Annotated in this window: 4 protein-coding genes (1 of these 4 running past the window's edge); 3 read left to right on the forward strand and 1 reads right to left on the reverse strand. The window is 69.7% G+C overall.

The genetic code is table 11. From position 1 onward, the window contains the following. On the reverse strand, positions 1–11,666 hold the 5' portion of the coding sequence (locus tag HNV26_RS05090; protein ID WP_171439465.1) for a non-ribosomal peptide synthase/polyketide synthase. Its footprint begins 5,488 nt before the window's first position; only the first 11,666 of its 17,154 coding nucleotides appear in the window; its start codon is at positions 11,664–11,666; its stop codon lies off the left edge, out of view. A gap of 300 nt (positions 11,667–11,966) precedes the next feature. Between HNV26_RS05090 and HNV26_RS05095 the strand changes: the two genes are divergently transcribed. The 3 genes from HNV26_RS05095 to HNV26_RS05105 form a co-directional block, all read left to right on the forward strand. Continuing rightward, positions 11,967–13,415: a hypothetical protein gene (locus HNV26_RS05095; protein ID WP_171439464.1), complete on the forward strand. Its 1,449-nt coding sequence runs from the start codon at positions 11,967–11,969 to the stop codon at positions 13,413–13,415. A 228-nt stretch (positions 13,416–13,643) separates the two neighbouring features. Next, positions 13,644–14,675 carry an LLM class flavin-dependent oxidoreductase gene (locus tag HNV26_RS05100; RefSeq protein ID WP_171439463.1) on the forward strand — a complete coding sequence of 344 codons (1,032 nt, stop codon included), beginning with the start codon at positions 13,644–13,646 and terminating at the stop codon, positions 14,673–14,675. Between the two features lie 146 nt (positions 14,676–14,821). Continuing rightward, positions 14,822–15,982 (forward strand): beta-ketoacyl synthase N-terminal-like domain-containing protein (locus tag HNV26_RS05105; protein WP_171452770.1); only part of this gene is annotated, 1,161 nt, incomplete at its 3' end.

Consider the following 15,982-nt stretch of genomic DNA (forward strand, 5'->3'; position numbering starts at 1 on the left):
AGCACCCCTGCGCCATGCTGGATACGGGCGCGAACCGGGAGCGAGTGGATGAACAACCCAACGGCTTCCTCGATGCCCGGCAGCTCCGGCGGACGGCCGGCGAGCGTCGTCCCGAACATGACGTCCTGCCCGCCCCCATAGCGGGACAACAGCAACGCCCACGCGCCATGGACCACGGTGCTCGGCGTGAGCCCATGGCGGCGTGCGAACTCCTGGAGCGCAGCGGTATCGGCCTCGCCCAAATCCAGCGCGTGCTCACCCGTGTCATGCGCCGCGGTGGAGCCGCCTTCCGCAGGCAAAGGCGTCGGCGATTCGATGCCCTCGAGTTGCTCCCGCCAGAAGGATTCGTCCTGCTCAGGTCGGCGGCGCCCCAGCCATTCGACGTAGGCGCGGAAGTCCATTGCGGCGGGCGGGCGCCAATCTGCCCCCGTGACAATCGCCGCGTAAGCATCGAGCACCTCGCCAAGGACGCGCGCCAGGCTCCACCCATCCAGCAGCAGGTGATGGAAGCTCCAGACGAACCGCCAGGACTGGTCCTCCAGTCGAATCAGCGCCAGCCGCATCAGCGGCGCCCGCGACAGGACAAAGCCCTGCGCCCGGTCCTCACGCAGGAACGCGGCCAGTGATTGGGTTTGCTCCTCCGAGGAGCGCCCGCGCCAGTCGAGCTCGGTCCACACGGGGGTCGCGCGAGCATGGACCACCTGGACAGGGGCCTCCAACCCATCCCAGAGGAACGAGGTGCGCAGTGAGGCATGCCGTGCGGCCACCGCCTCCCATGCCCGCCGGAGTGCTCCGGCGTTCAGCGGACCGGCGAGCGTCCAGCTTCGCTGCTCGAAGTACGCGCCGGTGCCGGGCTCCAGCAGCACCTGGAACAACAACCCATGCTGGAGGGGTGAGAGCGCATGACGCCCCTCCGTCGCGCCCGCGAGCTCCACCAACGTTCCGACACAGTGACGCGCCAGGGCTTCGATGCGCGCGCGCGAATGCAGCGCCTCGCTGTAATGCCAGGCCAACTCCAGGCGTCCGCCCACGACGCGAGCCACCACCTCCAACACATGGCTCCGGAGCCCACGCGTCCCCTGCGAGGCCCCCGTGGATTCGGGCGCCAGCGTGAACAGCGCCGAGTCCCGAGCCCCCGAGTCGATCTGCCCCAGGTAGTTGAAGAGGACCTCAGACGAAGCACCGGCCTCATGATGGAAGTAGCGCAGCAAGCCGTATCCAAGGCCTCTGCCCTTCCGATGCTCGCGTGCCGCGCGAACCGACGCGAGCACGGAAGCGGACGCCAACCCCTCCGGCAACTCCAGACGCACGGGGAACAACGCGGTGAACCACCCTACCGTGCGTGAGAGGTCGACGTCGTCGAACAGCTCGTCGCGCCCGTGGCCCTCCAGGTCGATGCGCAGTCGGCGCTCGCCACTCCATCCGGCCAGCGCGCTCGCAACACCCGTGAGGAGCACGTCTTCAACGCCCGGCTGTGACATCGCCGCCGATGCGCGAAGCAACGAGTGCGTCACGTCGGCATCCAGCGCCACCGTGACGACGCGCTCGGAGCCCCGCGAGTTCACCCCACCCGGAACATCCCGAGGAAGCGCGGCCACATTGGCGCTCACCACGTCCCGCCAGTAGGCCCGCTCCTCCGAGAGCGCTCCCGATTCGGCATGCGCCTCCAACCGTCGTGCCCAGGCCTGGAACGACGTCGTCTTCGCGGGAAGCGCCACCGGCTCGCCGCGGGCAAGCTGCCGAAGCGCCGTCTCCAGGTCCTCCAACAACACGCGCCAGGAGACGCCGTCCACCGCGAGGTGGTGGATGACCAGCAGCAGCCGTCCCGTCCGACTTGGCCCCTGATCGAACAACACCGCGCGCAGGAGGCACCCAGCGTTCAGGTCCAGACCCGCCTGCTCCTCCGTGGCGGTGCGCTCCATCGCCACGGCCCGCGCGGTTGCATCCAACCCGGACAGGTCCACGAGCCGCAGTGGCACGTCGCCCCCTGGCTCCGCGCACGACTGCGCCCACCCCGTCTCACTCCGCGACAGCCGAAGCCGCAGCGCATCGTGATGGTCCACGAGGGCACGCAGTGCACGGGCCAGCACGTCCGACTCCAGGCGCTCACGGGGCTCCAACATCAACGCCTGGTTGAAGTGATGCGCGTCCGGAAGCTCGCGCTCGACGAACCACCGCTGGATGGGCGTCAGCGGCACGGACCCTACAACCGGGCCCTGGTCTCCCACGCGACGACGGCGCGTCGCCACCTGGGCCAGCCCTGCCACCGTCGGATGCTGGAAGAGCTGGCGCGCCGTAAGGTGGATGCCCACCTGCCGCGCCCGCGCAATCACCTGAAGCGCGAGGATGGAGTCACCGCCCAGCTCGAAGAACCGGTCCTCGGCGCCTACCCGCTCGACGCCCAGAACGCCCGCCCAGATTTTCGCGAGCTCGAGTTCCAGCCCGTTACGCGGCTCGACGTGGGCCGCGCCACGCCCCTGCACTGCCCGCACCGGTGCGGGGAGGCCACGACGGTCGAGCTTCCCACTGGGCGACAACGGGAGCGCGTCCAGCGTGACGAAGGCCGACGGCACCATGTGCTCGGGCAGTCGCTCACTGAGGAAGGCGCGAAGCTCCGAGGCCACGTCCCCCGAAGACGCGACCACGTACGCCACGAGGCGCCGGTCTCCCGGGACGTCCTCTCGAATCGCCACCGCCGCCGCACGCACGCCGGGGTGCTGGGACAGCACGGCTTCAATCTCTCCCAGTTCGATGCGGAAGCCCCGCACCTTCACCTGGTCATCCAGGCGGCCCAGGTACTCGATGGCGCCATTCGCCAGGAAGCGGGCCTGATCGCCCGTCCGGTACATCCGCGCCCCCAGCTGCGCCGCGAAGGCGTCCGGGAGGAATCGCTCAGCGGTCAGGTCCGGCCGCTGCCAGTAGCCACGCGCCAGCGGTGCACCACCGATGTACAGCTCCCCCGGCACACCCGCCGGCACGGGACGCAGCCGCGCATCCAGCACGTACATCCGCGCGTTGGTGATGGGACGCCCGATGGGCACGACATGCCCACGGTCCTCACGTGAGCAGGCCCACGCCGTCACGTCCACCGCGGCCTCCGTCGGGCCGTAGAGGTTGTGAAGCTCGGCGGGCAAGCACGAGAAGTAGCGCTCCCTCAGCTCGGGAGACAGCGCCTCGCCACTGCAGAACACCCTTCTCAGGCTGGCGCAGGACACTGCCAGCTCCGCCTCCTCCAGGAAGGGCCGGAGCATGGACGGCACGAAGTGCAACGTGGTGATGCGCTCGCGAGCGATGATGTCCGTCAGGTACGCGGGCTCCCGGTGCCCGCCAGGTCGCGCCATCACCAACCGCGCGCCCGCCAGCAGCGGCCAGAAGAACTCCCACACGGAGACGTCGAAGCTGAACGGCGTCTTCTGGAGGACGCGGTCGCTCGCATCCAGCCCATAGGCTTCCTGCATCCACAAGAGCCGGTTGCAGATGGCGGCGTGCGTGTTCGTCGCCCCCTTGGGCTTGCCCGTGGAGCCCGAGGTGTAAATGACGTACGCCAGCCCGCTCCCTTCCACGGTCACGTCGAGACGCTCATCGCGCTCGCGCGCCACCGCGCCCCACTCCGAGTCCAGACACACCACGGTGGCGCCGCCCCGAGGCAGGCATTCCAACAACCGAGCCTGCGTGAGCAGCACCGGCGCCGCGGCATCCGCGAGCATGTACTCCAGTCGCTCGCGGGGATACTCCGGGTCGAGCGGCACGTAGGCGCCCCCCGCCTTGAGCACGCCGAGGAGCCCCACCACCATCTCCAGCGAACGCTCCACGCACAGCGCAACCCGCGTGTCCGGCCCCACGCCTCGGGCCCGCAGATAGCACGCGAGCTGATTCGCGCGCCGGTCCAGCTCCCGATACGTGAGGGTGTCGCTCTCGAAGCTCAGCGCCACCGCATCCGGTGTGCGGTCCACCTGCGCTTCGACGAGCCGGTGCAGGGCGCTCACTCCTGGCCGAGGGCGGTCCGTGTCATTCCACGCCACCAGGACCCGGTGCCGCTCCGCCGAGGTCATCAGGGGAAGCGCGTGCACCCGCTGTTCCGGCTCACGGACGCCCGCCTCCAACAGGACGCGCAGGTGCTCCAGCAGGCGCGTTGCGGTATCCGGCTCGAACAGGTCGGTGCTCAGCTCCAGGTTCGCGGAGAAGCCGTCCGCCGTGTCCGTGATGATGAGTCGCAAGTCGAACTTCGCCGTGAGACTCGGCTGTGGCTGGACGTTCAGCCGCAGTCCCGGAAGCACCAACTCCGGCAGCGGGTCCTCCTGCATCACGAGCATGGCCTGGAACAGCGGGCTGCGGCCCAGGTCGCGCTCGGGCTGGAGCGCCTTCACCAGCTCCTCGAAAGGGGCGTCCTGGTGCGCGAAGGCCCCCAGCACCGTCTCCCGCGCGCGGCCAATCAACTCCCGGAAGGACGGCGCGCCCGCCAGTGACATGCGCAGGACCAGCGTGTTGACGAAGCAGCCGATGAGCCCTTCCAACTCGGTCCGGTCACGGCCCTCCACCGGCGTTCCCACGCACAGGTCATCCTGCCCGCCATGACGGGACAGCAGCGCGGAGAAGCCCGCCAGCAGCACCATGAAGGGCGTGGCGCCCTCGCGCTGGGCCAACGCTTTCAGCGCACGCGACAACTCCGTGCCCAGGAGCACGCTTCGGCTCACGCCACGACTGCTGCGCACGGCCGGTCGAGGCCGGTCCGTGGGCACGTCCAGCGTCCGAGGTGCCCCTCCCAACCGGGTCCGCCAGTACGCGAGTTGCGCCTCCAACGCCTCGCCGCGAAGCCAGTCGCGCTGCCACGCCGCGTAGTCCACGTACTGGAGCGGGAGCGGCAACAACGGCGAAACGTGCCCCTGCGAGAAGGCCCGATAGAGCGCCGCCACCTCGAGCACGAGCACGCCCATGGACGCGCCATCCGTCACCAGGTGGTGTAGCACCAATACGAGCACGTGCTCGCGCGCGCCCACCTGGAGCAGCGAGGCTCGAAGCGGCGGTCCCGCGCCGAGGTCGAACGCCCGCAGCGACTCCTCCGCCAGTCGCGACGACAGGGCCTCCGCCTGAGCAGCCCCCGACAGCGCCGTCAGGTCCACCCGGCCCAGGGCAAGCCGGGCCTCGGGATGGATGCGCCAGGAAGGCGTTCCGTCTTCATCGTGGAAGGTGGCGCGGAGGACTTCGTGCCGCCGGACCACCTCTCTCAGAGAGCGCTCCAGCAACGCCACATCGAGCGCCCCCTCCACACGGACAGCCACCGCGTCGTTGTACGCGGCGCCGCCGGGCTCGAGCTGCTCCAGGAACCAGAGCCGTTGCTGCGCGAAGGACAGCGGCAGCGCCCCTTCGTGCGTCCGGGCCATCAACGGAGGCACCCCGGACGCCCCCAGGAGGCGAGCATCAATGCGCGCACCCAAGGCCGCGGGCGAGGACGACTCGAACAGCTCACGCAGGGGCAGGTCCACCCCGAACGCCTCACGAATCCGGGAGGCGGCGCGCGTGGCCAGCAGCGAGTGCCCGCCCAGCGCGAAGAAGTCGTCCTCCGCGCTGACCCGCTCCACGCCCAGCAGCGAGGCCCACAGCTCGGCCAAACGGCGTTCCGTGTCCGTCCGAGGCGCCACGTACTCCCGAGCGACGTCACGGATGCCCTCCGGCGCGGGCAACGCCTTCCGGTCCACCTTCCCGTTGGGCGTCAGCGGGAGCGCATCGAGTGGCACGAACGCCGAAGGCACCATGTGCTCCGGCAGGGAGCGCCGGGAGAAGGCCAGCAGCGCCTCCACCGAAAGCGACGTACCCGGCCGGGCGACGACGTACGCGACGAGGCGAGCGCCTCCAACAGACTCCTCCCGCGCCACGACCACGGCCTGCGCCACGTCGGAGTGCCGCGCCAGCACGGACTCGATTTCACCAGGCTCCACCCGGAAGCCACGGACCTTGAGCTGGTGGTCCACCCGGCCCAGGAACTCCACCGTTCCATCCGCGCGCCACCGAGCCCGGTCCCCCGTTCGATACATCCGGGCACCCGCGTTGGAGGACGCCGGGTCCGGGAGGAATCGCTCGGCGGTCAGCTCCGGCCGCGCGTGATAGCCCCGAGCGACTCCCAGGCCACCGATGTAGAGCTCACCAGGCACACCCACGGGCAAGGGCCGCAGCTCCGCATCCAGCACGTACAACGACGTGTTGGCGATGGGCGTACCCATGGGCACCGGTCCCGGCGAACCATCCACGGCGTGCGACGAGGACCAGATGGTGGTCTCCGTGGGGCCGTACATGTTGAGCAGCGCTCCGCCCACGGTGTCCCGCAACCGTGCCGCCAGCTCCGTGGACAGCGCCTCACCACCGACGAGCAGGCGCTCCAGCCCCGCGAGCGCCCCGGCCGCACCGGGCTCCAAGAGCAGCGCCTGGGCCAGGGAGGGCGTGCATTGCAGATGCGTGACTCCGTGCCGGCGGAGCTGCGCGGGCACGGTGATTTCCTCCTGCGACTGAAGCTGGAAGTCTCGCTCGCAGCGCTGCCGCACGGCATCCAGCGCCGGAAGGCTGGCGAGCACGGCATCCGTGTCCACGCCGAAGTCGATGAGGCACGCGACCTCATCCACGCCCAGCGCCTCGATGCGCGCCACCTGCTCCCGGCAGGTGCGCGGCGTCCCGAAGAGCCCCGCCCCTTCGAAGAAGCGCCCGAAGGCCCGTCCCACGAGCGCGCCCAGGTCCTCTGGACGACCCGATGCGGGGTCCAGGTCCACGCCCAGCGTCCGGCCCAACCCGCGCATCAGGTCCGCGGAGTTGCTCAGGTAGCGCCTCAGCGGCGCTTCGACCGTCTCTCGCACGCGCTCCACGTCGTGCCCCACGAACGTGTGGAGCATCAGCGTCACATGGCCCTCGCCCTCGTGCCCCGCCTCGCGCCAGGCCTCGCGGTAGAGCGCGATGCGTGATTCCAACTCCTCCCACCGCTGTCCCAAGAGGTGCGTCAGGACGCCCGCGCCCAGCCGGCCCGCTTCGCGGAAGGTGTCCGGATTGCCCGCGGCGGTCAGCCACACAGGGAGCTCGCGCTGCACGGGGCTCGGGCGGATGCGGACATCGATGGGTGTCCCCGCGCCATTGGGGAACGACAGCGACTCACCGCGCCAGAGCCGCCGCAACGTGTCCAGGTCCCGCCGCGCCAACTCCCGGCGCTCCGCATACCGCGCTGGCGCGAGGACGAAGTCATCCGCGTGCCAGCCCGGCGCCACGGAGATGCCGACGCGGCCCTTCGACAGGTTGTCGACGAGCGACCACTCCTCGGCCACGCGTACGGGGTGGTGCAGAGGCAGCACGACGCTGCCGGCGCGGATGGCCACGCGCTCGGTGATGGCGGCGATGGCCGCGCTCGTCACGGACGGATTGGGATAGAGCCCACCAAACGCATGAAGGTGGCGCTCCGGCGTCCACACCGCCTGGAAGCCATGACGGTCCGCGAACCGCGCGCCCTCGAGCAACAGCCGGTAACGCTCCGCGCCTGGAGCCCCCTCGTCCGCCGCGAAGTAGAAGAGGCTGAAGCCCAGAGGCTTCTGGCGCGACCGCGTCACCCGGCGGGGTGCGGCCCCCAAGGCTCCCTGCTCGCCCTGCACGACGACCTTGAAGCCGCGCGCCAGCGTCCAGAGCAACTCCAACACGGAGATGTCGAAGGAGACGCTCGTCACCGCGAGCCACGTCCCCGGTTCGGTCCCCACGCGCGCGTCCATGCCCGTGAAGAAGCTGACGACGTTGCGGTGTGGAATCAGCACGCCCTTGGGCTTGCCGGTGGAGCCCGAGGTGTAGAGGACATAGGCCAGGTTGTCGGGCCCCACGGCTCCCGGTGGCGCGGCGTCCGCCTCGCCAGCCACATCCAGCGGAACCACGGTCCTATCCCCGACCGGAAGCGCGCCCACCAGGTGCCGGTGCGCGAGCACCACCGAGGCGCCAGAGTCCTCCAGCATCAGCGCGAGCCGAGCCTCGGGGTACGACGGGTCCAGCGGCAGGTACGCACCGCCCGCCTTGAAGATGCCCAGCAGGCCCACGACCAGCTCCACGGAGCGGTCGGCGAGGAGGCCCACGATGCACTCAGGTCCAACGCCCTGCTCGCGCAGCCGCCATGCCACGACGTTGGCGCGTTGGTTCAGCTCACGGTACGTGAGGACCCCGTCGCCACACACCACGGCAACGGCGTCCGGCGTGCGCTGTGCCTGCGACTCCACGAGCGCATGGATGCACGTCTCCGGGAACTCCGCCCGCGTGTCATTCCAGTCAACCAGCACCTGCCGCTGCTCTGCCTCAGGCAACAGCGGGAGCATGGCGAGGCGCTGGTCAGGGTCCGCGACTATGGACTCCAGAAGCACGCCCAGCCGCGCCACCAGTCGCGCGGCGGTGTCCGCATCAAACAGGTCCGTGGCGTACTCGAGCCACCCTCCCAGTCCCTCCGGCCCCCGGGCCAGCGACAGCGTCAAATCGTAGGGTGTGGCCCCCGGGTCCACCTCCACGCGGCGAGACTCCAGGCCGGGCAGCGCCAGTCCCGCGCCGGGCTCCGGCTGGAGCACGAACAGCACCTGGAACAAGGGGGCGCGCGAGGGGTCCCTCATGGGTTGGACGGCGTCGACCAGCCGCTCGAAAGGAACGCCCCGGTGGGCAAAGGCCGCCAGCACGCCTTCCCGCGTCTGTCCCAACAGTTCGCGGAAACGTGATGCCCCGGACACGGAGGCGCGCAGGACGACCAGGTCGAGGAAGCATCCCATCAACCCTTCGAGCCCCGCCCGCTCACGCCCATTGACGGCCGTTCCGACACAGAAGTCCGCCTGCCCGGAATGACGCGCGAGCAGCACCTCGAAAGCCGCCAGCAACGTCACGAACAACGTGGCGCCTTCGCTCCGGCTCAACGCCTCCAGCTGAGCTGTCAGCGCCTCCGGGAACCGCACCGCCACGCGTCCACCGCGATAGGACGGCATGGGCGGTCGAGACCGGTCCGCGGGCAACTCCAGCGCCGCGGGCACACCCGCCAGCCGCGACTTCCACCAGTCGAGCGACATGGCCAGGGCGCTGTCCGCCTCGACCTCGCGGCGCCAGCGCGCGAAATCGGGATACTGGAACGCCAGCGGCGGCAGCGAAGCATCACCCGCGTACAGCGCGCTCAGCTCACGGGCCAGGATGGCGAACGAGGCACCATCCGAGGCGATGTGGTGCATCACCACGACCAGCAGGTGCTCGTGCGCGTCCAATTGAAACAGCGTGACCCGGAGGAGCGGACCGCGCTCGAGGTCGAACGGCGTCCGCGCTTCCTCGTGGGCCAGACGAAGCGCGGCCTCCTCGCGAGCATCCACCGGGACATCGCGGAGGTCCACCCGGCGAAGTGATGACACCGGCATCGGCGAGGTCACCTGCGACGGCGTGCCATCTTCGTCGCGGAACGTCGCCCGGAGCGCCGCGTGGCGCTGAACGATTGCAGCGAAGGCCTGCTCCAGCGCCCCATCATCCAGTGCACCGGTGAGCCGTACCGCCGCCGGTAGGTGATACGCGGCGCTTCCCTGCGCCAGCTGCTCGAACAGCCACAGTCGCTGCTGCGCGGAGGAGAGCGGCGCGGGCGCCCCCTCCTCACCCCGCGTCAGCTCGACACCCGCGGACTTCCCACGCGCCGCGAAGAGGGTCCGCGCGAGTTCCCCCACTGTCGGCCCTTGAAGCAGGACCTCCATGCGAAGGACCACGCCCAGGGCCTCAACGTCGTTCGCCAGCTCCACGGCGCCCAGTGAGTCCAGACCGAAGGACGTGATGGGCGCATCCGTCGCCAACTCCTCCGGACGGACGCGAAGCCGCGCGGCGATCCGCGCCAGCAACCACGCCTCCAACGCCTCCACGGTGAGCGGCTCGGACGCGGTGAGGTCAGGCGCGGGAGCCTCGGGCTGGGACGCGTCCGCTTCCGACTCGCTCCAGGTCAGCAGCGCCCGAGCCGTCCCCGCGAGCCATTCGGCCCGGCAAGCACGCCGCTGAATCTTCCCGCTGGACGTCTTCGGCAGCGCGCCCGGCTCGATGAGGACGAGCGTGTGGAGCTGGACCTCGTGCGTCTCCGCCAGCCCCCGCCGGACGGCGCCCACCACGTCCTCGGCGGTCCACGGCCTGCGCGAGTCCACCTCGTACATCACCGCGAGCCGCTCCTCGCCGCCCACGTCGATGGAGAACGCCGCGCCACAACCGGGCCGCAGCGCCGGATGGCTGCGCTCCAGCGTCAGCTCCAGGTCCTGCGGATGCAGGTTGCGCCCACGGAGGATGATGAGGTCCTTGCGCCGGCCCACGACGAACAACTCGCCGTCCTTCAGCAGTCCCAGGTCTCCCGTCCGCAGAAACCGGGGGCCGCTGTCCGAATCCGCCAATCGCGCTCCGAACGCCGCCTCGCTCTCCTCGGGCCGCTCCCAGTAGCCGTGGGCCACGCTGGGACCGGAGACCCAGATCTCCCCCACCCGCTCGGGCGGACAGACGCGACGCGTCTCCGGGTCCACCACGAGCAGCGTCTGCTCAGGCAGCGATTGACCGCACCCCACCAGTGGGCGCCCCCCGGGGCCGTCCTCGACCGCCAGCGCCTCGTTCCGCTCCAGCGCCTGGGCGTCCCACGTCCTCGTGAGGACACCTTCGCCCTTGCGCCCACCCGAGGCGATCAGCGTGCCTTCCGCGAGTCCGTAGCAGGGATAGAGCGCCTCGCGCTGGAAGCCCACGGGCGCGAAGGCTTCCGAGAAGCGGGTCATGACCTCCGGGCGGATGGGCTCGGCCCCACAGAAGGCCAGCTCCCAGCGGCGCAGGTCCAACCCTTCACGCTCCGCGGGAGGCACCTTCCTCACGCACAGGTCGAAGGCGAAGCACGGACCGCCGCTGATGGTGCCACCGAAGCGGGACAGTGACTCCAACCAGAACCGTGGGCGGCGAAGGAACGCGAGCGGCGACATCAGCGCCACCGGGAAGCCCGCGTAGAGCGGCTGGAGGATGCCGCCAATCAGGCCCATGTCGTGGTACGGCGGCAGCCAGATGACGCCCACGCTGTCCGAGCGAACCTGGAACGCGTGAGAGATCAACCCCAGGTTGTGCAGCAGGTTCCCGTGGCTGAGCTGCACGCCCTTCGGATCCCCCGTGGAGCCGGACGTGTATTGAAGGAAGGCCAACGTGTCCCGCGAGGGCCCCGGACGGCGCCACCCCGCCTCGGTCCCCTCGGGCAGCGCGTCGGTGGCCACCCAGCGGAGCGCGGCGAGTTCGGGGGCGCCTTCGAAGAGCCCCTCCCCCATCTCCTGGATGAAGGAGGTGGTGAGCACGACGCTCGCGCGCGCATCCCGGATGATGGCGCGCAGCCGAGGCAACGTCCTCTCCAGCCGCATCGGGTCCGGCGGATAGGCAGGGACTGCGACCAACCCGGCATACAAGCAGCCGAAGAAACCCGCGACGTACTCCAGGCCCGGTGGATAGAGGAGCACCGCCCGCTCACCCGCTCGCGCCAGGGTTTGGAGCGCCGCGCCAATGCGCCGGGCTCGCAACTCCAACCCGGCGTAGCTCAGGACCGCGTCATCCGCGCCATCCTCCAGGAAGGTGTACAGCGGCCGTTCACCCAGGGACTGGGTCTGCGTTTCGAGGAGCTCCAGCAGTGTCGCGGCCGGGTGGGAGCGCATGGGGAGAGGTTCCAAGGGGAGGAGCTGTGGAAAAGCCGGAGACCTTCGCTGGGGGGGACACGCAGCATAAGCTATGAGCACCCACATTCCGGTTTTCGACCGGAGTCCTGGTGCTGGGCCCGCGCGAATCGGATCGCAGCTGCTGGTGACGCGGCTTCAGACCCGCACCACGTTCCCGCTGCGGGATCAGCTCAGCCGACGCCCCGGAAGGTTGAAGCCTCCGCGTGAGCCGCCGTCGCTTCGAGCACGTAAAACACCCGCTTTATACGTACTCTGAGACAAGGTGCTATTACCCGGAAAATGCCACACGTCAACAGATCCCCAGGCGAGCTGAAGTTCTCCGATGAAATCCAGGCGCTGCACGGTGAGCTGTCCGCGGCGGCGGTGGCCTTCCTGAAGTTCGCGGAGCGGACGCCTGAGGTGCTCGCGCGGCACCGCTTCCACAAGTTCGAAGCGTCACCGCTGATGTATTACGAGCTGCACCGGTGGCCACTCCTCATCGACTCGCGCCGCGACCGTGAGCTGGAGGAGGTCTCGGTGAATCTCTGCAGGCTCGTCAAGCGCGGGCCTCGGCTGTTGCTGGACGGCGACCCGCGGCGCATCGCCGACTACTACGGTGTCTCGCTGGAGCGGGCGCGCGTGGCGGCGGAGGTCCTGGCCAACACGGAGGACGCGCGCGGCGCGCTCAGCCGCGGGGACTTCATCGACTCGGCCGACGGCCTCAAGTGCCTTGAGATCAACATGATGGCGGGCCTGGGCGGATGGGAGACGGGGCTCAAGGCGCAGGTCGTGATGGACCAGCCCGTGCTCCAGCGCTTCACCGAGGAGCAGGGCCTGCGCATTCAGCTTCAGGACACGCTGCGCGCCTTCCTGCGTCATGTCGTCGAGGACGTGCGACGGACCGTTGCGTGGGAGGGCGAATGCAACCTGGCCGTGCTCTTCCCCGACAACGAGCTGCCTGACGCCGCGGGCAGGGAGATGGCGACGCTGTTGCTCAACAGCACGCTGAGCGAACTGCTCGCGGCTGATGGCGCGAAGGGCGAGGTGCTCATCGGCACCTACAGCGAGGTGCAGGACGCGGAGGGACACTGCTTCACGATGCGCGGCCGACGGCTGCACGCCGTACAGGAACATGACGCGAGAGATCGGCTCGAAGTGGTGGGTCCGGACTTCGACGCCCGCGTCCGCGCCGCGCTCGCCGCGCGCACCTTGTGTCTCTACAACGGCCCAGCGCAGGAGCTGCTCGACGACAAGCTCAACATCGCGCTGCTGTCGGAGAACGAAGCGTCACCCGCGCTCACGCAGGAGGAGCATGCGCTCATCCGCCGACACATTCCCTGGACGCGCCGCGTGCGCTCCACCCAGACGACGCGCGACGGCGCCTCCGTGTGGCTGCCCGACGAGCTCGCCGCCTCGAAGCGTGAAGGCCTGGTGCTCAAGGCGGGCCGCGCCTATGGAGGCAAGTCGGTGCTGATTGGCCGCGCGATGACCGCCGAGGACTGGGACGCCGCCATCCAGGAAGCCCTGGAGCACGGCGGGTGGATTGTCCAGGAGCGCATCGAGCCCCGCCCCTACCACTTCCTGCGGGACGACGGCGCCGTGGGCCCCCACATCCTCATCTGGGGCGCCTTTGTCTTCGGTGAGCGCTACGGCGGGACCATGGTCCGACTGAACCCCACCGGTCAGGGCAAGGACGTGGTCAACGCGACCCAAGGCGCGTTGATGTGCGCGCTCGTCGTCGTCGAGTAACAGCCTGTGTCACACCGAGACTCGGGGAATGAAAGAGCCCCCGACATTCAGGCTCACTCCCGCCTGCCGCCTATTCTCAATTTTCAAGCGTAATCAACCAAATCCCATTTGTCGCAGATAGCCGCGTTAATATAGGCTTTGTCACCATCTGAAACGCGGACACGCGACGACTCGGCCCGTCTCGAAGCGGCCCCGAGGGCGCCGTCTGCCCGGGAAGGAACGCTCGCCGTGAAGCTCAGTGTTCTCGATCACTCCATCGTCGCCAGCGGCTCCCACACACGTGCGGCCTTCCAAAACACGGTGGAGCTGGCTCGAGCCGCCGAGCAGCTCGGTTATCACCGCTTCTGGCTCGCGGAGCATCACGGCTCAGGACACTTCGCGGGCGTGGCGCCGGAGATCCTCGTCGCGCATGTCGCGGCGGCGACGTCTCGCATCCGGGTGGGAACGGGCGGCGTCCTGTTGTCGAACTACAGCCCCTTCAAGGTCGCCGAGGTCTTCCGGCTGCTGGAGACGCTCCACCCCAACCGCATCGACCTGGGCATCGGACGGACGTCGGGCAGCACGGACCTGGTGGCCCGCGCACTGGCCTACGGGCCGCCGATGAACAACGAGAGCTTCCCCACGAAGCTGGAGGACCTCGTCGCCTTCCTGTCGGGCACCACGCCCGCGACGCCGGAGTTCGAGAAGCTGAGCCTGAAGACCATGGCGCCGGGGATGCCGCAGGTCTGGGCCCTGGGCTCGGGCGAGCAGAGCGCCGCGCTCGCGGCCCGGCTGGGTCTTTCCTTCTGCTTCGCGCACTTCTTCAACCCCATCCACGGTGGCCCGGTGACGCGGGGGTATCGCGAGCGCTTCCAGCCTTCGCGCGTGCAGCCGGCGCCCAACTCCGCCGTCAGCGTCTACGTCATCTGTGCCCCGACCGAGCAGGAGGCCCGGCGAATCGCCCGGAGCAGCGACCTGCTGACCATCAACACGCGCAGGGGCCGGCCCGAAGCGCCCATCCCTTCCGTCGAGGAGGCGGAGGCCTACGCCTACACGCCCGAGGACCTGGCCACGCTCGAGTTCGACCGCAAGCGCGTCGTGTGTGGTTCACCGGACCAGGTGAAGGAACAGCTGCAGCGCATGGCCGCCGAATTCCAGGCGGACGAGCTGATCGTCACCACCATCGTCCACGACCATCGCGCCCGGATGCGCTCCTACGAGCTGCTCGCTGACGCGTTCTCTCTCTCGAGCACGCCGCCCACCGCCCAGGCAGCCAGCTGAGCCTCGCCTCCGCGCAACGCGGAGCCCCGCCCCGCGTCACGACCACCGCCCTGAGCCCCGCGGCATGAGGGCTCCGTGGGGAGTGTGCGTGGTGCCGCCGGGCCGCTCCCCCATCTCGCTTCCTGAACGTGAGTTCGTCGACAGCCATGAGCGAAGACAACCTGAGTGACGGCGACGATCTGGCCATTGCCATCGTCGGAATGGCGGGCCGCTTCCCGGGCTCCCCCGACGTGGAGACCTTCTGGCGGAACCTCTGCGAGGGTGTGGAGGGCATCCGCTTCTTCACGGACGACGAACTGAAGGCACGCGGCGTTCCCGAGGAGCGCCTGCGACAGCCGGGCTTCGTGCGCGCCGGAGCCGTGCTGGACCAGGTGGACGCGTTCGACGCGAGCTTCTTCGGCTATTCGCCGCGCGAGGCGGCGCTGATGGATCCGCAGCACCGCATCTTCCTGGAGTGCGCGTGGGAGGCCATCGAGCGGGCGGGCCACGGACTAGATACGGAGTCGCGCTCGGTGGGCGTCTTCGCGGGCACGAGCCTGAGCACGTACCTGCTCTTCAACCTGCGCACGCACCCGGAGCTGCTCGAGTCGAGCGACAGCTTCCAGGTGATGATTGGTAACGACAAGGACTTCCTCGCCACGCGGCTGGCGTACCACCTGGACCTCAAGGGCCCCAGCCTGGATGTCCAGACGGGCTGCTCCACGTCGCTGGTCGCCACCCACCTGGCCTGCCAGTCCCTGATGGGATTCCAGTGTGACGTGGCCATCGCGGGCGGCGTGTCCGTGGACGTGCCCCAGCGCACGGGCTACGTGCACCAGCCCGGTGGCATCGCGTCACCGGACGGTCACTGCCGTCCCTTCGACGCCCAGGCCCAGGGAACGCTCTTTGGCAGCGGCGTGGGCGTGGTGGTGCTCAAGCGACTGGATGACGCGCTCGCGGATGGCAGCCACATCCACGCCGTCATCCGGGCCTCCGCCATCAACAACGACGGTGCCTCGAAGCTCGGCTACACCGCGCCCAGCGCCGAGGGACAGGCGGAGGTCATCGCCCGCACCCACGCCCTGGCGGGCGTGACGCCGGACACCGTGGGTTACGTGGAGACGCACGGCACCGGCACCCTCCTGGGAGATCCGGTCGAGGTCTCCGCGCTGACGAGCGCCTTCCGCGCCGGCACCGAGGCCACCAGCTTCTGCGCGCTCGGCTCGGTCAAGTCGAACATCGGCCACCTGGACGCGGCGGCCGGCGTGGCGGGGCTCATCAAGACGGCCCTGGCGGTAGAGCACGGGCGCATCCCCCCCACCCCTGTC

Origin of the sequence: Myxococcus xanthus (genome assembly GCF_013116825.1) — a bacterium.
Classification (GTDB): Bacteria; Myxococcota; Myxococcia; order Myxococcales; family Myxococcaceae; genus Myxococcus; species Myxococcus xanthus_B.